Below are 21,861 nucleotides of genomic sequence, written 5' to 3'. Positions count from 1 at the left end.
GGCGAAAGGAGGAATCCAGATGGCCGAGGACCCGCCGAGCGACTTCCACGAGGTCCGCTTTCCCCTCGACGTGGCCCTGCGCGGCAGCGGCGGCCCGAGCCGGCTGACCGAGATCGTCACCCTGGCCTCGGGCCGCGAGCACCGCAACAGCCGCTGGGCCGATTCCCGCCGGCGCTACGATGCCGGCTTCGGCATCCGCACCCTCGACGCCCTGCACGCGGTGCTGAGCTTCTTCGAGGAGCGGCGGGGCCGGCTCTACGGCTTCCGCTACCGCGACCGGGTCGATGCGACGTCCGGCCCGCCCTCGCGCCCGATCGCGGCCACCGACCAGCTCCTCGGCCTCGGGGACGGGGCCACCCGGGTGTTCCAGCTCGCCAAGACCTACGGCACCGGGCCCGCGCCCTATCGGCGGACCATTGCCAAGCCGGTGGCCGAGAGCGTGCGGGTGGCGGTGGACGGCGTCGCGGTGCCGACGGCCAAGGTCGCCTGCGAGGCCGCCACCGGCCGCCTCACCTTCGCGGCCGACGCCGTGCCGGCGGCGGGCGCGCGGGTGACGGCGGGCTTCGCCTTCGACGTCCCGGTCCGCTTCGACACCGACGACCTCACCATCGACCTCTCGGCCTTCGCCGCGGGGGAGATCCCGCGGGTGCCGCTCATCGAGATCGTGCCGTAGGGGGCGCGAACCGCAGCGGCCAAGCGCCCGGGCGGCGGATCACGGTGCGGGGTGTGACGCGCCAGAGCCGTTCGGCGCCGGGGTGGTCCGCGAGGTCGGGAGCGTCGAGGACGACCTCGGAATGCCCGGTCATCTGCACGAGGTCGCCGGTCGCGAAGTCGATGAACAGAAGCCCGGCGCGCGGGTTGGCGAGCAGGTTGCCCAGGGTGTTGAAGAACCGGTTGCCGGCATAATCCGGCACCGTCAGGACCCCGTCCGCGCCGATTCGGACGAAGCCGGCGGGACCGCCCCGATGCGAGACGTCGACCTGCCGGCGGCCATCGGCGCCGACGGCGTAGCTCGCCACGAACATCGTCTCCGCGCTCCCGATGAGGGCGCGGGCCTGCCCGTCGAGGTGGTGCGACACCCGGGGCGCGGCCAGCGAGGCCGGGACCGGCGCCGGATCGGTCCGGACGCGGATGTATTGCGGGCAGTTGCCGAAGCTCTGCGCCACGCGGACCGCGAAGCCGTCCGGGCGGTCGCGCACCACCGTGCCGTTCAGGCGGTTGCGCCGCCGCGTGCCGAGGTCGATCCCGAGGAGGCCGAGGGCGGCGCCGTCCGAGAGCCCCGCCTCGGCGGGATCGTCGGGCTCGGGGGCCGCCCGGACCCGCAGGTGCCCGGGATCGGGCGCGTCGAGGAAGCCCGGCGCCCCGGTCCGCACCGTCGCCCAGGCCTCGCCGTCCGGATCGACCGTCCCGAGCACCACGAAGGGGAGTTGGCGGTAGAAGGCGCGGTGCTGCGCGATCAGGTGGTCGCGGATTACCCGGGGACCCAGTTCGGCCATCCGCTCGGCGACGCCGACCCGGGCCTGGAGGGCGGTCTCGCCCGCGTGCCAGGGCGGGGTGGGCCGGGTTTCCGGGAGGGAGCGGGAGGGGCAGTCGGTGGGAGACATGGGCGTTCTCCTGACGGGAGGGATGGGACTCAGGCGGCGCGCAGGCCTGCCGGCGTCTGCGGGAAGGGCACGAAGCCCGGCAGCGCCTCGATGCGGGCGAGCCAGGCGCGGACGGCGCCGTAGGGGGCGAGGTCGACGTTCCCCTCCGGCGCGGCGGCGACGTAGCTGTAGAGCGCCACGTCCGCGAGGGTCGGGTGGTCGGCGGCGAGCCAGGGCCGCTCGGCGAGTTCGGCCTCGATGCGGCCGAGGATGGCGTGGGCCCGGGCGATGACCTCGGCCGCGTCGAAGGCGGCGCCGAAGACCGTGATCAGGCGGGCAGCCGCCGGCCCGAAGGCGATGGGCCCGGCCGCCACCGAGAGCCAGCGCTGGACCCGCGCCGCGCCGGCCGCGTCCTCCGGCAGCCAGTCGGTGCGGCCGAGGCGCTTGGCCAGGTAGACCAGGATGGCGTTGGAATCGGGGACGACCGTCTCGCCGTCCACGAGCACCGGCACCTGGCCGAAGGGATTTAGCCTCAGGAAGTCCGGCGTCCGGTGCTCGCCCTTCGCGAGATCGACCGCGACGATCTCGCAGGGCTGGCCGACCAGGGACAGGAACAGGCGGGCCCGGTGGGCGTGGCCGGACAGCGCGACGTGGAACAGCTTCATGGGAGGCCTCCTCGGGGACGGGGACAGAACCAGGGCCGGGGCACCGGCGACATCCGCATTCAAGACCAGGGGCCGGACGGGGAGAATGCGCTTTCCGCGCAAGCCACTGTTCCGCAAAATGGAACAATCGCGAGTCGGCGGAGGACGGCATGGATCGGTGGCAGGCGATGCGGGTCTTCGTCCGGGTGGCGGAGGGCGGGGGCTTCGCCGAAGCGGCGCGCCAGCTCCACCTCAGCCCGCCGGCCGTGACCCGGGCGGTGGCGGCCCTCGAGGCGCGGATCGGGGCGCGGCTCCTGACCCGGACCACCCGCTCGGTGAAGCTCACCGAGGCGGGCGGGCGCTACCTGGAGGATTGCCGGCGCATCCTGGCGGAGATCGCGGAGGCGGAGGCCGCCACGGCGGGCTCCTACGCCACGCCCTCCGGCACCCTGACGGTGACGGCGCCGGTGCAGTTCGGCCGCCTCTACGTGCTGCCGGTGATCACCGAATACCTGGCCCATCACGCCGCCGTCTCGGCGCAGGCCCTGTTCCTCGACCGGATCGTCAACATGGTCGAGGAGGGCGCCGACGTGGGCGTCCGGATCGGCGCGCTTGCCGATTCCGGCCTCGCGGCGATCCGGGTCGGCACCGTCCGCCGGGTGCTCTGCGCCGCACCGGCCTACCTCGACCGGCACGGGACGCCCGGGACGGTGCGGGACCTGCGCGACCACGCCGTGATCGGCTCGGCCAGCACCGGCCCCGGGACCGTCGCCCTGCGGCCCCGGCTGACCTGCAACACCATCGACGCCGTCCTGGCGGCGGCCCTGGCCGGCCAGGGCCTCGCGCAGCTCCTGTCCTACCAGGTCGCCCCGGCCGTGGCGGAGGGGCGCCTGCGCCTCGTCCTCGACGATCCGGAGGCGGCGGCGATGCCGGTCCACGTCGTGAGCCCCGAGGGGCGGCGCGCACCCGCCAAGGTGCGGGCCTTCATCGATCTCGCGGTGGCGCGGCTCCGGGCCGACCCGCGGGTCAACCCGACCCGTTCCTGACATTCTTCGGGGCTTCCAGACCATGCGCGACCTGCCCCCCGACCTCGCCGCGCATCTCGCCGGCGGGGCGACCACGCTGTGCCATTGCTGGGCCCTGACCCGGCGCGACGGCGTCCGCCTCGGCTTCACCGACCACGACCGCGACCTCAGCTTCGGCGGCCTGACCTACGCCGCCCGCTCCGGGCTGGAGGCGGCCGAAGCCAGCGCCGAGCTCGGCTTCGCCATCGGCGGCGGCGAGGTCGCCGGGGCGCTCTCGGCGGTCGGGCTCACCGACGCCGACATCGCCGGCGGCCTCTACGACGCCGCCTCGGTGGAAACCTGGCTGGTGGATTGGCGCCGCCCCGAGACGCGCCTTCTCCTCGAAATCGGCACGGTCGGCGAGGTGCGCCGGGCCGGCACCGCCTTCGTGGCCGAGTTGCGCGGGCTGATGGACCAGCTCGACGCCGAGCGCGGCCGGACCTACCGCGCCACCTGCGGGGCCGATCTCGGCGATGCCCGCTGCCGCGTGGACCTGACCGAGGCCCGCTTCGCCACCACCGGCACGGTGCTGGCGGCGCCGGAACCCGGCCGCCTCGCCGTCGCACTGGCGGGAGATTTCGCGCCAGGGTGGTTCGCCGGGGGACGCCTCGCCTGGATCGGCGACGGCCAGGCCGGACAGGAGGCCGAGATCCGCGACCAGGCCGGCGCGACGGGGACGATCCGCCTCGACCTCTGGCAGGCCCCGCCCCGCCCGGTGGCGCCGGGCGACCGCTTCCGCCTGACGGCGGGCTGCGACAAGCGCCTCGCCACCTGCCGCGACAAGTTCGCCAACGTGCCGAACTTCCAGGGCTTCCCGCACCTGCCGGGCAACGATTTCGTGCTGCGCCCCGCCCCCGGCGCCGGCCCGGGCCTCGACGGCGGCAGCCTGTTCCGGTGAGGCCGCCATGACATCCGAGACGATGACATCCGAGAGGATCGTCACCCTGGCGCGGGCCTGGATCGGCACGCCCTATCGCCACCAGGCCTCCCTGAAGGGCGTCGGGTGCGACTGCCTCGGGCTGCTGCGCGGGGTCTGGCGCGAGGCCCTCGGCCCGGAGCCCGAGGCGGCCCCGCCCTACGCCGCGTCCTGGGCCGAATCCGCGCCGCCCGGCTGCGATCCCCTGGCGGACGCGGCCGCGCGCCACCTCCTGCCCGTCGACGGTCCGCCATCGGCCGGCGACGTCCTGCTGTTCCGCTTCCGCGCCCACCTGCCGGCCCGGCACTGCGCCCTCGCCACCGGCGCCGGCACGATGATCCACGCCCATGACGGCGCCGCCGTCACGGAGGTCGCCCTGACGGCCTGGTGGCGCCGCCACCTCGCCCAGGTCTTCCGCTTCCCGGGCGTGGAGGGCGGCTAACCGACGAGGTCGTCGATCGTGACGGACAGGACCTCGGCGATCCGGCGCAGGGTGTCCACGGTGCCCTCGCGCTTGCCGGTCTCGATCTGCGACAGGAACGGCTGGGCGATCCCGGCGGCCTCCGCCAGGGCGCGGGCGGTGAGGCCGCGGTGCTCGCGCCAGACGCGGATGCGGTTCTCCCCGCCAAGGATGCGGTCCACCATCCCGGAGGGCAGCAACTCCTCCTCGCCGGCGGCGAGCCGACGGCGGAATTCCTGGATCGCGAGGCGGTCGGCATTGTCCTCGGCCGCCTCGCTCAGGGCGCGAAAATCGGCTTCCGACAGGACGACGAGGCGCTCGCCGGCCGGGGTGACGATGGTCTGGGCGTTCATGGGCGAAGGTCCGTTCCGGCAGGGTCCGATGCGACGGGTTCGTCGGGGTCAGTCATAGGCGCTGCCCCGGGGGGCGACCCGGATCACGGCGAGGATCTCGCCCTGGTCCGTATAGAGGACCCGCCAGTCGCCGACCCGCAGGCGGAAGACCCCGGGTTCGCCCTTGAGGGCCTTCACGTTGTTGGCCTGGGCGGCCGGATCGGCCGCCAGCAGGGCGATCTTCGAGCGGATCATCGCCGAGACGTTGGCCGGCATCCGGCTCAGCGTCTTCAGGGCAGCCTTGCTGTAAGCGATCCGTTTCACCAACGAAAAATAGCACATCGCTATAATACCGCAAGGGCGAGTTGCCCCGAGATCTCAGACCTCGCCCCCGCTATCGGAGTCCGCCATGGCCACGCTGATCCTGCAAACCGCCGGGGCGGCGGCCGGTACGGCGCTGGGCGGGCCGATCGGCGGGATCATCGGCAGTGCCCTCGGGGCGGCGGCGGGGTCGGGCCTCGACGCCGCCCTGCTCGGGGGGCTCGCCGGCGGGCGCACGGTCGAGGGGCCACGCCTCTCCGACGTGGCGGGCCTCAGCTCCGGCGAGGGCGATCCCATTCCGCGGGTCTATGGCCGGGCCCGCATCGGCGGCACCCTGATCTGGGCGACCCGGCCCCTGGAGGTGGCGAGCCCCGCCGCCGCCGGCCCGGCCGGCGGCAAGGGCCTCGGCGGCGGCAAGGTCAAGCGGACGGCCTATGCCTACTTTGTCGACCTCGCCATCGGGCTCTGCGAGGGCCCGGTGGCGGGCCTCCGGCGGGTCTGGGCGGACGGGCGCGAGATCGACCTGACCACGGTCGCCCTCCGCCTGCACGTCGGCGACGGGGACCAGGCACCGGACCCGCTCATCGTCGCCAAGGAGGGGGCGGCGAACGCGCCCGCCTATCGCGGCCTCGCCTACGTGGTGTTCGAGCGCCTGGCCCTGGCCGAGTTCGGCAACCGGATCCCGCAATTCGCCTTCGAGGTGCTGCGCCCCGTGGCAGGCCTCGCCGGGATGATCCGGGCGGTCTGCCTCATCCCCGGCTCTACCGAGTTCGGCCTCGATCCGCTGCGCGTCACCGAGGAGGCGGGCTACGGCACGACCCGCCCGGCCAACCGGTTCCAGCTGCAGGCGGGCACCGACGTCACCGCCTCCCTCGACGCGCTCCAGGCGCTCTGCCCGCGGCTGGAGCGCGTCTCCGTGGTGGCGAGCTGGTTCGGGGACGACCTGCGCGCCGGGCTTTGCACCCTCGCCCCCCGGGTCGATTCCGCCGCCAAGGTGACGAGCGGCGACGCCTGGTCGGTGGCGGGCCTGGGCCGCGACCAGGTGGCGCCCGTCTCGACCGGGCCCGAAGGCGGGCCGGCCTATGGCGGCACGCCCTCGGATGCGGGCCTGACCCGCCTCGTGGCCGACCTGCACCGGCGCGGCCTCGCGGTGGTGCTCTACCCCTTCGTGATGATGGACGTGCCGGCGGGCAACCGCCGGCCGGACCCGCGCGACCCGGCCGCCGCCGGCCAGCCGGCCTATCCCTGGCGCGGGCGCATCACCTGCGACCCCGCCCCCGGGCAGCCGGCGAGCCCGGACGGCACCGCCGCGGCCGGCACGCAGGTGGCGGCCTTCCTCGCGCAGTATCACCCCTTCGTGCTGCATTACGCGACGCTCGCGGCCGCCTGGGCCGCCGCGGGGATTCCCCTCGCCGGCTTCATCCTAGGCAGCGAGTTCGTCGGCCTCACCCGGGTGCGGGCGGAGGCGGGGCGCTACCCCGCCGTGGAGGGCTTCCGCAGCCTGGCGACGGCCCTGCGCCAGCGCCTCGCCCCGGACGTCGCGCTCGTCTACGCCGCCGACTGGACCGAGTACGGCGCCGACGTGCGCGACGGCGGCGCCACGGTCCGCTTCCCCCTCGACGCCCTGTTCGCGGACCCGGCCATCGACGCGGTGGGGATCGACTACTACCCGCCCCTGACCGACTGGCGCGAGGGGGACGCCCATGCCGACCTGGCGCTCGCCGATTCGATCTACGACCCGGTCTATCTCAAGGGGCGGCTCGGCGCCGGCGAGGCCTTCGACTGGTTCTATGCCGGTGCGGCCGACCGGGCGGCGCAGGTCCGCACGCCGATCACCGACGGGGCCGCCGCCAAGCCCTGGATCTTCCGGGCCAAGGACCTCGTGGGCTGGTGGGCGAACCCGCACATCGAGCGGGAGGACGGGCGCGAGACCCGGGCGACGGCGTGGGTGCCGCGGGGCAAGCCGATCTGGCTCACCGAGATCGGGGTGCCGGCGGTGGACAAGGGCACCAACGGCCCCAACGTCTTCCCCGACCCGAAATCCGCCGAGAACGCCAGCCCGCCCGCCTCGCGCGGCACCCGCGACGACCTGATCCAGGCGCGCGGCCTCGCGGCGATCCTGGGGCGGTTCGACCCGGACCTGCCCGGCTTCGAGGCCGCCCACAACCCGGTCTCGCCGGTCTATGGCGGGCCGATGGTGCCGGCGGAGGGGATCTTCGTCTGGTGCTGGGACGCCCGGCCCTACCCGGCCTTTCCCGACTTCGACACCGTCTGGGCGGATGCGGGCAACTGGCCGGTGGGCCACTGGATCACCGGGCGGATCGAGGGGCTGGAGCTCGACCGGCTCATCGCCGCGATCCTGGCCGACCTCGGGATCACCGTGCCGGCCGCCATCACCGCCGACGCGACCCTCGACGGCTACGTCATCGACCGGCCGATGTCGGCCCGGGCGGCCCTGGAGCCTCTGGCGCAGCTCTACGGCCTCGACGTCTCCGCCGCGGCCGGCGCGCTGATCGTGCGCGGGCCGCGCCGGGAGGTGCCGCAGGCGATCGCGGCGGACGACCTCGTGGTCCTGCGCGACGCGGAGGCCCCCCTGGCCCGGGTCCGGGCCGAAGAGGCGGAGCTGCCGCGCTCCCTGGGGATCGGCTTCACCGACGGCGAGACCGCCGAGTACCGCCGGGCGAGCGCCGCCGCGACCCGGCCGACCGGCCGGCGCCGGCGCGAGACCCGGATGGAGGCCGCCGTGGTGACCCGGCGCGCCAGCGCCGAGGCCCTGGCGGAGGCCGCCCTCGACGCCGCCCTCGCGGCCCGCGACACCGCGCGCTTCACCCTGAGCCCGCGCCGGATCGACCTCGCGCCGGGCGACCTCCTGGCCCTGCCGGGGGAGCGGCTGCCGCACCGGATCCTGCGCATCGCCGACAGCCCGCGCGGGCGCACCATCGAGACGCGGGGCGTCCCCCGTCACGGACGGGCGCCGCGCGCGGGCGAACCGGCCGGACCGCGCCCGCGCCGGGCGGTGCCGGCCCTGGCCGGGCCGCCCTTCGCGGTCGCCCTCGACCTGCCGGCCGACCGCGGCACCCCGACCACCCTGCAGGCGCTGGCGGTGACGGCCGACCCCTGGCCCGGGCCGATGGCGATCTGGCGGGCGGAGGGCGAGGCCGCCCCGCTGGTGCCGCAGGGCTTCGTCGACCACCCCGCCTGCCTCGGCGAGACCCTGACGGCGCTGCCCCCCGGCCCGCTCTGGCGCTTCGACCGGGGCGCGGCCCTCACGGTCCGCCTGCGCCACGCCGGGGATCTCGACGCCATCGGCGAGGCGGCGGCCCTCGCGGGCGGCAACCTGTTCGCGGTGCGCAGCGCCGGGGACGGGGCGATCGAGCTGATTGCAGCCGCCGGCGCCACGCTGGTGGGGCCGGGCACCTACCGGCTCACCGGGCTCCTGCGCGGGCTGGCCGGAAGCGAGGCGCAGGCCGGGCGCGCGGCCCCGGCCGGCAGCCTGATCGTGCGCCTCGACGGGGCAGTGGTGCCCCTGGTCGAGCGCCTCGACGAGGCCGGCCGCCCGTTCCGCTACCGGCTCGGCCCGGCGGCGCGCGATCCGGCGGATCCGGCCACCGTCGCGCTGCGCGCCACGGCAGGCCTCACCGCCCTTAAGCCCCTGCGCCCCGTCCATCTCCGGGCACGGCGGGCGCCAGGGGGCGTGCGCCTCGCCTGGATCCGGAGGGCCCGGCGCGACGGGGATTCCTGGGACGCCGTCGAGGTCCCGCTGGAGGAGCCCGAGGCCTACCGGGTTACGTTCTACGCCGCCGCGGGCCACCCCCTCCGGACCCTGAGCGCGGACCGGTCGGACCTCCTCTACGCCGCGGCGGACGAGGCGGCGGATTTCGGCACGCCCCAGGACCGCCTCGACGTGGCGGTGGCGCAGGTCGGCGCGGCGGCCGGACCCGGCCCCGAGACCCGGGCGCGGGTGCCGGTGGAGCCCGCCTGAACCCGCGATCCAACCCAGTCCCGAGACACCCGGAGCCCGACGATGCCCGAGACCACCCCGATTCTGGCGCTGCCGCTGATCGCGGCCGGCCAGGCCCAGAAGCACGTCACCCACAACGAGGCCCTGATCCAGCTCGACGCGGTGGTCCAGCTCGCCTGCCGCGACAAGGACCTCGCCGCGCCGCCGGCCGCCCCCGCCGAGGGCGACCGCTACCTCGTGCTGAGCCCCGCCCCCACCGGGGCCTGGGCGGGGCTGTCCGGCCAGGTCGCCCAGTTCCAGGACGGGCGCTGGCGGGGCCTCGCGCCGAAACCCGGTTGGCTCGCCTGGATCCTCGACGAGGACGAACTCTACATCTTCACGGCCGCCGGATGGGTCAGGTTCCGCAGCACCCTCCGGCAGCTCCAGACCCTGACGCGCCTCGGCCTCGGTACCACGGCGGACGCCGCCAACCCCTTCGCGGCCAAGCTGAACACCGCCCTCTGGACCGCCCTGACGACGGCCGAGGGGGGCACCGGCGACCTGCGCTGCACCCTCAACAAGCAGGGGCCCGGCAACGTCCTCTCCCTGCTGTTCCAGAGCGCCTTCACGGGACGGGCCGAGATCGGGCTGTCAGGCAGCGACGATCTCACGATCAAGGTCGCGCCCGACACCGGGGGGTTCCGGGAGGCCCTGCGGATCGACCGGGCGACGGGCCGGGTCGACGTCGCCGGGCCGGCGCCCGCCCCTCTCCTCGGAGCGCCGGCCCTCCGCCTGACCCAGGACCTCGCCACGGATGGCAGCCTGCTGGCCGGCGGCCTGACGATGCAGGCGTCGAGCGGGGGCCTCGCCTGGACCGTCGCCGGCCTGGCCGGAACGGGCGGAACGGCGAGCGGCTTTCCGGGGGGCCTCGCGGTCTTCGTCAAGCCGGCGGACGGAGCCCGCCCCGGCGCCCTGCGCGAGGCGGCGCGCTTCGGGCCGGAGGGCAATCTCGGCCTCGGCACCAGCGCCCCCCTGACGACGCGGCTCGGGGTCGCCGGCATCATCGCCCACGCCGCCGACAACACCTGGAGCCTCGGCACGCCGGCGCTGCGCGCCTCGGTGCTCTATGCCGGGACCGGAGCGATCAGCACGTCCGATGCCCGCGAGAAGACGCCGGTCGCCCCCCTCTCGGAGGCCGAGATCGCCGCCGGCCGCGCGCTGGCCCGGGAGATCGGCACCTTCCGGTTCCATGACGCCGTGGCGCGGAAGGGGGACGGGGCCCGGCGCCACGTCGGCCTCACCGTCCAGCGGGCCGTCGCGATCCTGGAGGCCGAGGGCCTCGATCCCTTCGTCTACGGCTTCGTCTGCCGCGATTCCTGGCCGGCGGTCGCCCCGCAGGAGGCCGTCCCGGCCACGGAGGCCGTGCGCGACGCGGACGGCGCCACGATCGCGCCGGCGGTCCCGGCACGGGCGGCCTGTCCCGGGCGCGCGGCCGGCGAGCGCTACGGTTTCCGCACCGACCAGCTGCTGCTGTTCCTCGCCCGCGGCTTCGAGGCGCGGCTCACCGCCCTGGAGGCGGCCGCCGGTCCCTGATCCGCGCGGGTCAGCGCAGGTATCCCGCCGCCCGCAGGTCGGCCTCGACCGCCTCGCACAGGGCCGCCAGCGGGTTGTCGTTCCGGGCGGCGGGCGGCTCGACCGGCCGCATGGGCGGGAACGCCAGGTCGGGCGGCCGCGCCGACCCCTCACGGGCGATGTCGCCGGTCTCAGTCTCGGTCTCGCGTCGCAAGGCCGTCGAGATGAGCTTTCGCAGCATGTCCGCCCCGACCCCGCGGTCCTTCCAAGTATCGCGTCAGTTATCGCGTCGCGTATCGCGCAAGTCTAGCTGCCACGCCATCAAGCGGAGACAGGCCATGAACCTCAGTGCCATCGGCGAAGCCGTGCTCATCGCGCGCGAAGGGCGCCGCCTCACCGCCTATCGCGACAGCGTCGGGATCTGGACCATCGGCATCGGCCACACCGCGGCGGCCGGGCCGCCCCTGGTGACGCCGGGCCTGCGCCTGACCGCGGCCGCCTGCGACGCCCTCTTCCGGCGCGACGTCGCCCGCTACGTCCGGGCGGTGGACGATGCCATCCAGGACGCCTTGCCCGACGCCTTGCCCGACGCCCTGCCCGACCACGCCTTCGACGCCCTGGTCTCGCTCTGCTTCAACATCGGCCCGTCGGCCTTCGCGGGTTCCACCGTCGTCCGGCGCCTGAAGGCCGGCGACCGCGACGGCGCCGCGGCGGCGATCCTGCTCTGGAACCGCCCGGCCGCGCTGATCCCGCGGCGCGGCGCCGAGCACGACCAGTTCCTGACGCCCTACGACCGCGCCCTGCCGCGGGCGCGCCGGAGCGACGCGGCGCCGGTTCCCGCGCCAAGTGCCCTGACCCCGTCCCTGCAGCTTCCCCTGACCCCGCCCCTGCCCGTGCAGCGCCGGACGGTGCCGCGCATCCCGCCGCTGCCGCGCCGCGGCCTCGAGCCGGCCCCCGATCCGGCGCCCGGGCGGCCCGTCGCCCTGGCCCGCCTGTGGGCGACCCTCCGCAACCGCCTGCGCGGCGGCCCCTGAGGGCCGGCCCCTCCGCCTTCGCTTCGATGTCCCCACCGATGGAGTCCGCGATGATCCGATTCGTCCCCGTTCCCTTGCGCGCCCGCCCCTTGCGCGCCCGCCCCTTGCGCGCCCGCTCCTTCGCCGCCCCCTTCGCCGCCGGCGTCGGCCTCGCCCTCTTGGCGGTCGCAGCGGCCTCGGTCGCGGGGGCTTCGGTCGCGGGGGCTTCGGTCGCGGGGGCTTCGGTCGCGGGGGCTTCGGCGGCCTCGGCCGCACCGGCGACCGCCGCCGTGACCGTCCCCTGGGGGGACGCCCTCGCGGCGGCCGTCCAGGGCATCGGGAGCGTGGTGGTGCCCCTCGCGGTCACCGCCCTGACGGCGGCCCTGGCGCGGATCGCCGGGCCCGTGCGGGTCCTGATCACGGCCAGCCTGGTGGAGCGTCTGGTGCGCAATGTCGGCGCCTACGCGGTCAACGCGGTGGCGGGGGCGGCGCAAGGCCGCACGCTGACGGTCCCGATGGGATCGCTGGTGATCGCGGGCGCGGTCCAGCGCGGCCTCGACGCGGCTCCGGGCTGGCTCATCCGGGCCGCAGGCGGCGTCGACGGCCTCGGCGAGAAGGTGTTTCGCAGCCTGCCCCTGGCGGAGGAGGCCACGGTCGCCAACACGCTTCTGCCCGCGCTCCGGGCGGCGCGGGCGCACCGCCCGGCCTGACGGACGGGGTCCGCGGGCGGGGGGAATCTCACGAGGGAGGGGGCCTTGCAGAAGATCGCCCTGGAGGCCGCGCACCTGCTCGTCTCGCAGGAGGGCGCGGGATGGATCGTCGCCGTCCTCCTCGGCTTCGCCTGCTTCCATCTCCACCGGGACTCGGTGCGCGCCCAGGAGGCGCGCCTCGGGGATACCGGCGCCACCGCCACCGCCCTCGAGCGGGCCTCGCAGAGCCATGCCGCCGTGGCGGCCGCCCTGGAGAGCCGGACCCGGGTGCTGGACGACCTCGCCCGCGTGATCGCCGAGCTCGCGCGCAGCGTCGAGCGCAACGACGAGCGGGCGCGGGAGAAGCTGGACGACATCCTGCGCCGGCTCGCCGAGATCCGGCCCCGCCCCTGAGGACACCGCCATGGACCGCCTCGCCCTCCTGCTGAATCGCCGCCGCGACCGCCGCCGGGTGGCGGCCCTGCGCCTGCACGCCGCCCGGACGGGGTTCGACCGCTCGTCCCAGGCCCTGCGGCGGGCCGCCCTCGCGCATATCGACAGCCAGGCCCTGGTCGGAGCGACCCTCCGGGCGACCCTCGCGCGCCTCGCCGCCCAGGCCCCCGGGCCGGCCTGAGCCGCGAGCCCCCGGGAGCCCGGCGGGAACCGAATGGCCGAGGTTGGGCTTGGGTCGGCATTCAGGGCACATTCAGTGCATCCTTCCTAAACGTCATCGCATGCGCATCCTCCTCGCCCTGGTGTTGATCGGACTGACCGTCGCGGGCTTCGCGACGGGTTCGATCGACACGTTCGCGGAGGAGACGACGACGGGCACCAGCGCGGTCTCGGCGCCCTTGATCGCGATGCCCCGCAGCGAAACCTGTCTCAGTCCGGCGGACCTGCGCGAGGCCGTCGCCGAGAAGCGGGTGATCGCCCCGGTGGCGGCCATCCGCGCCGCCCGCCAGGTGATTCCCCGCGCGGAGATCCAGCGGGCCCGCCTGTGCCGGAGCGACGACACCCTCGTCTATCTGCTCACGGCCCTGCGCCGGGACGGCCAGTTCGTCCACGTCGTCGTCGATGCCACCACCGGGCAGGTCAGCGGACCGTGAAGGCTTTCGGCCGGAAGCCGTTTCGCGCCGGCGCGGAGACGTCTAACGTGCGCGCCGCGCCGACCCGCGGGTCCGGGCCATCATCGTAGGAGTTCGGGACCGTGCGGTTGCTCGTCGTGGAGGATGACCGGGACATCAACCGGCAGGTGGTGAACGCCCTCGAGGAGGCCGGCTACGTCGCCGACAAGGCCTTCGACGGCGAGGAGGGGGGCTATCTGGGCGAGAGCGAGCCCTACGACGCCATCATCCTCGACATGGGCCTGCCCAAGACCGACGGCGTCAGCGTTCTGCAGAAGTGGCGCCGGGCCGGCATCAAGACCCCGGTCATCATCCTCACCGCCCGCGACCGCTGGTCCGACAAGGTCGACGGCTTCGATGCCGGGGCCGACGACTACGTCACGAAGCCGTTCCACATGGAGGAGCTGATGGCGCGCGTGCGCGCTCTGCTGCGCCGCGCGGCCGGCCACGCCACCAGCCAGATCGCCTGCGGTCCGGTGGTGCTCGACACCCGCTCGGGCCGGGTCTTCGTGGACGGCAACCCGGTCAAGCTGACCAGCCACGAATACCGCCTGCTCTCCTACCTGATGCACCACACCGGCCGGGTGGTCTCGCGGGCCGAACTGACCGAACACCTCTACGACCAGGATTTCGACCGCGATTCCAACACCATCGAGGTCTTCGTCGGCCGCCTGCGCAAGAAGCTCGCCGTCGACCTGATCCAGACCGTGCGGGGCCTCGGCTATCTCGTCGACCCGAACCAGCCCGCGCCGCGGGTGTGATCTCAACGACGCGGACTCACCGCGAGCCGCCTCGCCCGGATCAGGGTCTGCATGTGCGCGAGCACGAGGGCGAAGAAGCGCCGCGACACGGTTCCGTAGATCACGCTCGGCGGGTCGTGGTCGGGAATGGACCGTAGGTCCGGTCCCGGCCAAACGAAATCGTTGCCCGCGGACACGATGACCCACTGTCGCCGGTCATCGAGGCCCACGCTTTTGCAAACCTCCGCGGGAATTTACAGGCCGACGGTTCGGCCCTCGGGCTCCCGATGGGTGATCGGAACCACGATGCAGCTTCCGTCCGTGGGTTTGCGTGCGATGACCAGGACGGCGGGTCGGTCCTTCCGCGATGATTCCAAACCCTCGCGACTCTCGTCCGACCAGAGGAACGCGTAGCGGATCACGGTCCCGGGCGATCGGCGGCTCGCCCGGGACCATGGTCGGAGACCTGCGCTAATCCGTGTCCGTCAGGCCTTTCGGGACCTCGGCGCTCAGGATCGCGTCGGCGATGTCGTCCGGGATATCATCGATCGTGAACGAACGCCGGTCGCGTTCGCGCAGGCGGATGAATTCGTCATAGGCCACGAGGACCGTCTTCGGGCGCCCGTTCTTGCTGATCACGACCGGGTTACGGATCACCTCGTCCTGATAGAATCCTGCGCGCTTGGCGAAGTCGGTGGCATCCGTATCGATCAGTTTGAACAGGTTCATACCGATCCAAGCCTCGACAACAAGCGGAGACAGATCCGTATTCTGCGGATTATACGGATCGAGTCATGGTGAGACACGGGCCTGCGCCCAGGCTAGAATGGGCGTGCCGGTCAAGCCGGAGTCGATCGAAATCTCAGGCGACCACCCCAAGGCCCGTGCGATCGGCGGCGGCACATCCTCGGCCGTCGCGTTGATTTTCGGCTGCAACGCAGATCGGCTGCAACCCAGACTTTGGCCAGCATGATTCCCTCCCCCTCCTGGCTCCCGATGCGCCGCCGCTCGATCGCGGTGCGCCTCGCCACCTCGGCGCTGCTGGCGAGTTCGGCGATCCTGCTCATCGCCGCCTGGATCCTCACGACCCTGTACCGCGAGAACACCGAGCGCGCCTTCGACAGCCGCCTGCTGGTCTACGCCAACAACCTCGCCACCGACCTCGTCTCGCCCAACGACCCCGAGAGCCGGTCCTTCACCCTGAGTGATCCGCGCTTCGACCTGCCCCTGTCGGGCTGGTACTGGCAGATCGGCCGGCCCGACGCGAAGCCGCGCGACCTGCGCACCTCGCGCTCCCTGGTGGGCGTGCCCCTGAAGGCGGCCGCCACCCCCGACAGCAAGGCGGGCATCGGCCAGATCCGCCAGGGCTACGGCCGGGCCCAGGACGAGCGCCGCCTGCGCATCATCGAGCGCGACGTCGATCTCGGCGAGGAGGGCCGCTACACCGTGCGGGTGGCCGGCCCCGCCGACGAGATCGAGAACGACGTCGACCGCTTCCGCTTCTCGCTGATGGTCACCTTCGGGCTCCTCGGCCTGTCGCTCGCCCTGACGACCCTGCTGCAGATCCGCTTCGGCCTCGCGCCGCTCGCCAAGCTGCGCACGGCGCTGGGCGCCATCCGGCGGGGCGAATCGGACCGCATCACCGGCGAGTATCCGCGCGACATCGCCCCCCTGGCGGGCGAGGTGAACCTTCTCATCGAGACCAACCGGGAGATCCTGGAGCGGGCGCGGACGCAGGTCGGCAACCTCGCGCACGCCCTGAAGACCCCGCTCTCGATCATCGTCAACGAGGTCGGCGCCGCCGATGCGCCCGACGACCTCGCGGCCAAGATCCGCGAGCAGGCCGCGGTGATGCGCGACCAGGTGAACTACCACCTCGACCGCGCCCGGGCCGCGGCGCTCGCCGGCACCCTCGGCACCTCCACGGAGGTCGAGCCGGCGCTGGCCGGCCTCGTGCGCACCTTCGGCAAGATCTACCGCGACAAGGACATCGCCTACGAGGTCCACGTGCCGGCCGGCCTGCGCTTCCGGGGCGAGCGCCAGGACTTCGAGGAGATGATCGGCAACCTCGTCGACAACGCCTCGAAATGGGCCCACGGCCGCGTGGCGATCCGCGCCGAGGCGGTGGGCAAGAACGATTATCCCCACCTTCTCGTGGCGATCGAGGATGACGGCCCGGGCCTCGCCCCGGAGGACCGGGCGGACGTGCTCGGGCGCGGCCGCCGCCTCGACGAGACCAAGCCCGGCTCCGGGCTCGGCCTCTCGATCGTGGCTGATCTCGCGGCCCTCTATCGCGGCCGCTTCCGCCTGGAGGAGGCGACGCTGGGCGGCCTGCGGGCGGTGATCGAGGTGCCGGGCGATGCGCCGGCCGGCGTGGCCCCGCATTGAGCCGCGGACTCGCGGAGCGCCGTGCAGCGGCGTGAGGGCCGCCGATCCCCGGCCGTGATCCCGGGACCTGGTTTCCCCGCAAGCCGTCATGCTCTAGGGTTGCGTCCTCCCCCCGACGTGCTGCGCGTGACACCGTGTCGCCCGAGGCCTGCATCGTGCCGGCGGGGGCCCGCGTCTACATGCAAGCGGGGCAGCGTTCGGGGCGTGATGACGGCACTTTGGTTCATACTGGCGGTCATGACCGGCGCGGCGGTGTTCGCCCTGCTCTGGCCGATGTCGCGCCGGGCCAATCCCGCCGCCCCGCCGGAGGGCGGTGGCCTCGCCACCGAGACGGGCTTCTACGAGGACCAGCTCCGCGAGATCGAGCGCGACGAGGCCCGCGGCCTGATCGCGCCCCCCGAGGCGGAGGCCGCGCGCACCGAGGCGGCCCGGCGCCTGCTGCGCGCCAATCGCGCCGGCGTCCCGGCGGCCCAGGACATCGCCGAGCCGGCCCTGCGCCAGCGCCGGGCGGCCTCGGCCTTCGCCCTCTCCACCATCCCCCTGGTCGCGCTCATCGCCTACGGTCTCTACGGCTCGCCGCACATGCCGGCTCAGAGGGCGGCGGAGCGCCAGTCCGCCCAGAGCGGCGACCAGGACCTGCTCAAGGCCATCGGCCAGATCGAGGCGCGGCTCGCGGCCGATCCCACCGACGGGCGCGGCTGGTCCGTGCTCGGCCCCGTCTACATGCGGATGGGCCGCTTCGACGACGCCGCCCATGCCTACGAGGCCGCCACCCGCATCCTCGGCGAGACGGCGCAGCGCCTGTCCGACTGGGGCGAGGCCCTGGTGGCGGCGGCCAACGGCGCGGTCACGCCCCAGGCCAAGGCCATCTTCCAGCGGGCAGTCGACCTCGACGGGCAGGTCGCCAAGCCGAAATTCTACCTGGCGCGGGCGGCCGAGCTCGACGGCGACATTCCCCAGGCGATCCAGCGCCTCCAGGCCATGGCCGACGCGGCGCCGGCCGACGCCCCCTGGCTGCCCCTCGTCCGCGAGAACCTGGCGCGCCTGAAGGGCGAGGCCGCGCCCGGCGAGACGAAGGTCCCCGAGGCCGGCGCCGCGGCCGCCCTCCAGGCCCTGCCCCCGGCGAGCCGCGACGGCGCCATCCGCGCCATGGTCGACAGCCTCGACAAGCGCCTGGCCGACCGGGGCGGGAGCCTGGAGGACTGGCTGCGCCTCGTGCGCTCCTATGGGGTGCTCCAGGAGCGCGACAAGGCGAAGGACGCCCTGGAGCGGGCGCGCAAGGCCCTGGGCGACGATCCCGAGGCGAAGACCCGCCTCGACGCGATCGCCGCCGAGGCCGGTCTGGCCGCGGCCCCCGCGGATGCGGCCGCGGCCACGCCCTCCGCTCCTCCCGCCCGGAGCGGTTCGGCCTCCGACGAGGCCGCCCGAGCCGGCACGGAGGCCGCCGTCGCGGCCGTCAAGGCGATGCCGGTGGCCGAGCGCGACGCCGCCATCCGCGGCATGGTCGCGGGTCTCGACCGCCGCCTGGTGGCCAAGGGCGGCAGCGTCGACGATTGGCTGCGCCTCATCCGCTCCTACAGCGTGCTCGGCGAGCGCGAGCGCGCCATGCAGGCCCTCGATCGGGCTCGCATGGCCCTGAGCCCCGATGCGGCGGCCATGGAGCGGCTCGGCGAATTGTCGCGCGAGCTCAGCCTCCAGCCTAGTGCGAAGCCCGGCAATGCGGCGGCAAAGCCTTGAGCCCCTGACAATCGGTCCCGGCCCCGGCCCTTGACCCGGGTGGCGCCCCGGCCGACACCGGAACCTGCAAGAAACCCCGCCGGGCGGTCCGGCGCGGAACGCGCGCCGCCCCACCGTCCGAGCCATCAACCGGGATCCTGCCCACGTGACCCGCAAGAGCCGCCGCCTGATCCTGATCGCCGCCTGCGGCGCCGTGCTGGCGTTGGCGCTCGGCCTGATCCTGTCGGCCATGAGCGGGTCGATCGTGTTCTTCCGCTCGCCCACCGAGGTGGCCGCGCAGACCGTGGCCCCGGGCACGCGCTTCCGCCTGGGCGGCCTGGTGAAGGACGGCTCGCTCCAGCGCGGGCCGGACCAGACCGTCGACTTCGCGGTGACGGACACCAACGCCACCATCGCGGTCCAGTACCGCGGCCTGCTGCCCGACCTGTTTCGCGAGGGCCAGGGGGTGGTCGCCGAGGGCACCCTGCTGCCGGGCGGCCTGTTCCGGGCCGACACGGTTCTGGCCAAGCACGACGAATCCTACATGCCGCGCGAGGTCGCCGACGCCCTCAAGGCGCAGGGCCGGTGGCAGGAGGGCAAGGGCCTGGTCGACAAGCCCGCTGCGGCCGCCCCCGAGGCCCAGACGGTCGCCGGCGACAAGACCCTCGGCCAGCGCAGCGAGCGATGATGGCCCGCGCGCCCCGGCCCGTCCCCCGTCGGCCCCGCGTCTCGCGGCACATCCTCCCTTGGAAGGACACCCCGCCTTGCTGATCGAGGTCGGCCATTTCGCGCTCGCCCTGGCGCTCGCCCTGTCCCTGGTCCAGGCGGTGATGCCGGTCTGGGCCGCCCGCTCGGGCGACCAGGCCCTGCGGGCCGTGGCGACGCCCGCCGCCCTCGGCGCCTTCGCCTGCATCCTGTTCAGTTTCGGGGCGCTGACCTACGCCCACGTCACGTCGGACTTCTCGGTCCTCAACGTGATCGAGAACTCCCACACGGCCAAGCCCTTCCTCTACAAGATCTCCGGCGTGTGGGGGAACCACGAGGGCTCGATGCTGCTCTGGGTCCTCATCCTCGCCCTGTTCGGGGCGCTGGTGGCTGTCTCCCGCGAGTCCGTGCCGCCGACCCTGCGGGCGAACACCCTGGCGGTGCAGGGCCTGATCACCTTCGTGTTCGTGCTGTTCATCATCACGACCTCGAACCCGTTCACCCGGGTGAGCCCGGCCCCGGTGGAGGGCAACGACCTCAACCCGCTGCTCCAGGATTTCGGACTCGCGGTGCACCCGCCGCTCCTCTACGTCGGCTATGTCGGCTTCTCGATCACCTTCGCCTTCGCCATCGCGGCGCTGATCGACGGGCGCATCGACGCGGTCTGGGCCCGGGCCGTGCGGCCCTGGACCCTGATCGCCTGGAGCTTCCTGACGCTCGGCATCGCGATGGGCTCGTACTGGGCCTATTACGAGCTCGGCTGGGGCGGCTGGTGGTTCTGGGACCCGGTCGAGAACGCCTCGCTGATGCCCTGGCTCGCCGGCACCGCCCTCCTGCATTCCACCGTGGTGATGGAGAAGCGCGACGCCCTGAAGGTCTGGACGGTGCTGCTCGCCATCCTCACCTTCTCGCTCTCGCTCCTCGGCACCTTCATCGTCCGCTCGGGCGTGCTGACCTCGGTCCATACCTTCGCCACGGACCCGACCCGCGGCGTCTTCATCCTGGCGATCCTGATCCTGTTCATCGGCGGCTCGCTCACCCTGTTCGCCTGGCGGGCGCCGATGCTGCGCCAGGGTGGCATCTTCGCGCCGATCTCCCGCGAGGGCGCGCTGGTGATGAACAACCTGTTCCTGGCCGCCGGCTGCGCCACCGTCTTCGTGGGCACCCTCTACCCGCTGCTGCTGGAGATGCTGACCGCCGAGAAGATCTCGGTGGGGCCGCCCTTCTTCAACTACACCTTCGTGCCCCTGGCGATCCCGCTGCTGCTCATCGTGCCCTTCGGCCAGACCCTGGCCTGGAAGCGCGGCGACGTGCACGCGGCGACGCAGCGCCTGTTCGCGGCCCTGGCCGCCGCGCTGATGGTCGGCCTCGCCGTGACGGCCCTGACCTGGGGCGGCCCGATGATGGCACCCGTCGGGATCGGCCTCGGCGCCTACCTCGTCATCGGCTCCGCGATGGAGATCGTGTCCCGCGCCCGCGGCTACGGCGGCAACCGCGCCCGCGGCGCCGCGATCTGGCGCCGCGCCGCCGGCCTGCCTCGCTCCGCCTGGGGCACCGCGATGGCCCATGCGGGCGTCGGCGTCGTGGTCCTGGGCATCGCCGCGCAGGGCTGGGCGACGGAAGGCTTGAAGACCCTGAAGCCCGGCGAGTCCCTCGCCTCCGGCCCCTACGTGGCGACCCTCGACCGGGTCGGTCCGCGCACCGGCGAGAACTACGCCGAGACCACCGCCTTCCTGACCATCCGCAACGCGGGCGGCGACTTCGTGGGCACGGTGGAGACCGGCAAGCGGTTCTATCCGAGCCGCAAGATGACGGTGACGGAATCCGGCCTGCTGACCATCGGCGCGAGCCAGGTCTATGCCAGCCTCGGCGAGGTCCTGCCGGAGGGCGCCATCGGCCTGCGGCTCTACTACAAGCCCCTCGTGCTGCTGATCTGGCTCGGCGCCGTGGTGATGGCGCTGGGCGGCGCGATCTCCCTGACCGACCGGCGCATGCGCGTCGGCGCCCCGGCGCGGGCACGGGCCAAGCCCGTCCCGCCCGGCATGGCCCCCGCCGAATGAGCCGGGCCGTGCTCCCGCACCTCGCCCTGGCGCTCGGGCTGACGCTGGCCTCCGTCGGCGGCGCCCTGGCGGTCCAGCCGGACGAGGTGCTGAAGGACCCGGCCCTGGAAGCGCGTGCGCGGGACATCTCGTCGGGCCTGCGCTGCCTCGTCTGCCAGAACCAGTCCATCGACGATTCCGACGCTCCCCTCGCCCGGGACCTGCGCCTCATCGTGCGCGAGCGCCTGACCGCCGGCGACGACGACAAGCAGGTCCAGGCCTACGTGGTCGGGCGCTACGGCGAGTACGTGCTGCTGCGCCCCGTCTTCGCCCTGCACACCCTGCTCCTGTGGCTGACCCCGGTCGCGGTGATCGGCCTGGGCCTGTTCGGGCTCTGGCGCCTGTCCCGCCGCCGCCCGGCCGCGGCCGCTGCGGGCCTCAGCGCCGACGAGCGTGCCGAGATCGCCGCTCTGACCCGGCGAGACTGACCCCGGCCGGCTGCGGGCCGAGCGCGGTCGGCGTCGCTCCCGCCCGCCTGCGCGACACGGCCTCCGAGGTCCCGGGGCGCGTGCTCCGGAGGCACAAGCGCCCATGGGCCGACGCCTCGCTTTTGCC

24 protein-coding genes are annotated in these 21,861 nt (G+C 74.2%); 17 read left to right on the top strand and 7 right to left on the bottom strand.

Going from position 1 to position 21,861, the window contains the following annotated elements; genetic code table 11:
- Positions 1-19 precede the first annotated feature (19 nt).
- On the top strand, positions 20-673 hold the full coding sequence (locus ASG63_RS02965; RefSeq protein WP_056211935.1) for a DUF2460 domain-containing protein: 654 nt from the start codon (positions 20-22) through the stop codon (positions 671-673).
- Here ASG63_RS02965 and ASG63_RS02960 read toward each other — a convergent pair.
- Positions 654-1,604, bottom strand: a complete 951-nt coding sequence (locus ASG63_RS02960) for a pyridoxamine 5'-phosphate oxidase family protein (RefSeq protein ID WP_056211933.1) — start codon at positions 1,602-1,604, stop codon at positions 654-656. The two genes, ASG63_RS02965 and ASG63_RS02960, sit on opposite strands and share 20 nt — an antisense overlap.
- Before the next feature lie 29 nt (positions 1,605-1,633).
- Positions 1,634-2,248 carry a glutathione S-transferase family protein gene (locus tag ASG63_RS02955; protein WP_056211931.1) on the bottom strand — a complete coding sequence of 205 codons (615 nt, stop codon included), beginning with the start codon at positions 2,246-2,248 and terminating at the stop codon, positions 1,634-1,636.
- A 149-nt stretch (positions 2,249-2,397) separates the two neighbouring features.
- On the opposite strand from ASG63_RS02955, the gene ASG63_RS02950 reads away from it, so the two are divergent.
- Genes ASG63_RS02950 through ASG63_RS02940 form a run of 3 tightly spaced genes read left to right on the top strand, consistent with a single transcriptional unit; the run spans position 2,398 to position 4,649 of the window.
- Entirely contained in the window at positions 2,398-3,273 is an 876-nt protein-coding gene (locus tag ASG63_RS02950) for a LysR family transcriptional regulator (RefSeq protein WP_056211928.1), read from the top strand.
- A 22-nt stretch (positions 3,274-3,295) separates the two neighbouring features.
- Positions 3,296-4,189, top strand: coding sequence for a DUF2163 domain-containing protein (locus tag ASG63_RS02945; protein WP_056211926.1), 894 nt, complete (start codon positions 3,296-3,298; stop codon positions 4,187-4,189).
- 22 nt (positions 4,190-4,211) lie between these two features.
- On the top strand, positions 4,212-4,649 hold the full coding sequence (locus ASG63_RS02940; RefSeq protein ID WP_156394050.1) for an NlpC/P60 family protein: 438 nt from the start codon (positions 4,212-4,214) through the stop codon (positions 4,647-4,649).
- On the opposite strand, the gene ASG63_RS02935 is transcribed toward ASG63_RS02940, so the two are convergent.
- Positions 4,646-5,020 carry a helix-turn-helix domain-containing protein gene (locus tag ASG63_RS02935; protein ID WP_056211922.1) on the bottom strand — a complete coding sequence of 125 codons (375 nt, stop codon included), beginning with the start codon at positions 5,018-5,020 and terminating at the stop codon, positions 4,646-4,648. The two genes, ASG63_RS02940 and ASG63_RS02935, sit on opposite strands and share 4 nt — an antisense overlap.
- Before the next feature lie 48 nt (positions 5,021-5,068).
- On the bottom strand, positions 5,069-5,323 hold the full coding sequence (locus ASG63_RS02930) for a type II toxin-antitoxin system RelE family toxin (protein ID WP_056212124.1): 255 nt from the start codon (positions 5,321-5,323) through the stop codon (positions 5,069-5,071).
- Between the two features lie 85 nt (positions 5,324-5,408).
- Between ASG63_RS02930 and ASG63_RS02925 the strand changes: the two genes are divergently transcribed.
- Positions 5,409-9,302 carry a baseplate multidomain protein megatron gene (locus ASG63_RS02925; RefSeq protein ID WP_056211921.1) on the top strand — a complete coding sequence of 1,298 codons (3,894 nt, stop codon included), beginning with the start codon at positions 5,409-5,411 and terminating at the stop codon, positions 9,300-9,302.
- Between the two features lie 42 nt (positions 9,303-9,344).
- Positions 9,345-10,853 carry a DUF2793 domain-containing protein gene (locus tag ASG63_RS26285; protein ID WP_056211919.1) on the top strand — a complete coding sequence of 503 codons (1,509 nt, stop codon included), beginning with the start codon at positions 9,345-9,347 and terminating at the stop codon, positions 10,851-10,853.
- 10 nt (positions 10,854-10,863) lie between these two features.
- On the opposite strand, the gene ASG63_RS02915 is transcribed toward ASG63_RS26285, so the two are convergent.
- Complete coding sequence (locus tag ASG63_RS02915) at positions 10,864-11,073, bottom strand: hypothetical protein (protein ID WP_056211916.1); 210 nt, start codon at positions 11,071-11,073, stop codon at positions 10,864-10,866.
- Positions 11,074-11,170: 97 nt separating this feature from the next.
- On the opposite strand from ASG63_RS02915, the gene ASG63_RS02910 reads away from it, so the two are divergent.
- The 6 genes from ASG63_RS02910 (at position 11,171) to ASG63_RS02885 (ending at position 14,419) form a co-directional block, all read left to right on the top strand.
- On the top strand, positions 11,171-11,866 hold the full coding sequence (locus ASG63_RS02910) for a lysozyme (RefSeq protein ID WP_082559154.1): 696 nt from the start codon (positions 11,171-11,173) through the stop codon (positions 11,864-11,866).
- Positions 11,867-11,916: 50 nt separating this feature from the next.
- Positions 11,917-12,555: a hypothetical protein gene (locus ASG63_RS02905; RefSeq protein ID WP_244479795.1), complete on the top strand. Its 639-nt coding sequence runs from the start codon at positions 11,917-11,919 to the stop codon at positions 12,553-12,555.
- A 45-nt stretch (positions 12,556-12,600) separates the two neighbouring features.
- Positions 12,601-12,948 carry a hypothetical protein gene (locus ASG63_RS02900; RefSeq protein WP_056211913.1) on the top strand — a complete coding sequence of 116 codons (348 nt, stop codon included), beginning with the start codon at positions 12,601-12,603 and terminating at the stop codon, positions 12,946-12,948.
- A 10-nt stretch (positions 12,949-12,958) separates the two neighbouring features.
- Positions 12,959-13,168 (top strand): hypothetical protein, encoded by a 210-nt coding sequence (locus ASG63_RS02895; protein WP_056211911.1) that lies wholly within the window; start codon positions 12,959-12,961, stop codon positions 13,166-13,168.
- 100 nt (positions 13,169-13,268) lie between these two features.
- Entirely contained in the window at positions 13,269-13,640 is a 372-nt protein-coding gene (locus ASG63_RS02890) for a PepSY domain-containing protein (RefSeq protein ID WP_056211910.1), read from the top strand.
- Positions 13,641-13,741: 101 nt separating this feature from the next.
- The gene (locus tag ASG63_RS02885) at positions 13,742-14,419 is read left to right on the top strand and encodes a response regulator transcription factor (RefSeq protein ID WP_056211908.1); all 678 of its coding nucleotides are present in this window, start codon (positions 13,742-13,744) and stop codon (positions 14,417-14,419) included.
- Between the two features lie 2 nt (positions 14,420-14,421).
- On the opposite strand, the gene ASG63_RS02880 is transcribed toward ASG63_RS02885, so the two are convergent.
- Both ASG63_RS02880 and ASG63_RS02875 read right to left on the bottom strand, forming a co-directional pair.
- On the bottom strand, positions 14,422-14,628 hold the full coding sequence (locus tag ASG63_RS02880; protein ID WP_056211906.1) for a hypothetical protein: 207 nt from the start codon (positions 14,626-14,628) through the stop codon (positions 14,422-14,424).
- A 241-nt stretch (positions 14,629-14,869) separates the two neighbouring features.
- Positions 14,870-15,127, bottom strand: coding sequence for a type II toxin-antitoxin system prevent-host-death family antitoxin (locus tag ASG63_RS02875; RefSeq protein ID WP_056211904.1), 258 nt, complete (start codon positions 15,125-15,127; stop codon positions 14,870-14,872).
- A 240-nt stretch (positions 15,128-15,367) separates the two neighbouring features.
- Between ASG63_RS02875 and ASG63_RS02870 the strand changes: the two genes are divergently transcribed.
- The 5 genes from ASG63_RS02870 to ASG63_RS02850 all read left to right on the top strand — a co-directional run bounded on the left by ASG63_RS02870 (position 15,368) and on the right by ASG63_RS02850 (position 21,734).
- Positions 15,368-16,786 (top strand): ATP-binding protein, encoded by a 1,419-nt coding sequence (locus ASG63_RS02870; protein WP_056211902.1) that lies wholly within the window; start codon positions 15,368-15,370, stop codon positions 16,784-16,786.
- Between the two features lie 207 nt (positions 16,787-16,993).
- Positions 16,994-18,523 carry a c-type cytochrome biogenesis protein CcmI gene (gene ccmI, locus ASG63_RS02865; protein WP_056211899.1) on the top strand — a complete coding sequence of 510 codons (1,530 nt, stop codon included), beginning with the start codon at positions 16,994-16,996 and terminating at the stop codon, positions 18,521-18,523.
- A gap of 145 nt (positions 18,524-18,668) precedes the next feature.
- Positions 18,669-19,190, top strand: a complete 522-nt coding sequence (gene ccmE, locus ASG63_RS02860; RefSeq protein ID WP_056211898.1) for a cytochrome c maturation protein CcmE — start codon at positions 18,669-18,671, stop codon at positions 19,188-19,190.
- A 76-nt stretch (positions 19,191-19,266) separates the two neighbouring features.
- Positions 19,267-21,267, top strand: coding sequence for a heme lyase CcmF/NrfE family subunit (locus tag ASG63_RS02855; RefSeq protein ID WP_056211896.1), 2,001 nt, complete (start codon positions 19,267-19,269; stop codon positions 21,265-21,267).
- Positions 21,264-21,734, top strand: coding sequence for a cytochrome c-type biogenesis protein (locus tag ASG63_RS02850; RefSeq protein WP_056211894.1), 471 nt, complete (start codon positions 21,264-21,266; stop codon positions 21,732-21,734). Before ASG63_RS02855 ends, ASG63_RS02850 begins: the two co-directional genes overlap by 4 nt.
- Positions 21,735-21,861: the final 127 nt, after the last annotated feature.

This window comes from Methylobacterium sp. Leaf94 (genome assembly GCF_001426045.1).
GTDB lineage: Bacteria > Pseudomonadota > Alphaproteobacteria > Rhizobiales > Beijerinckiaceae > Methylobacterium.
This window is presented reverse-complemented; position numbering and strand designations above follow the sequence as displayed.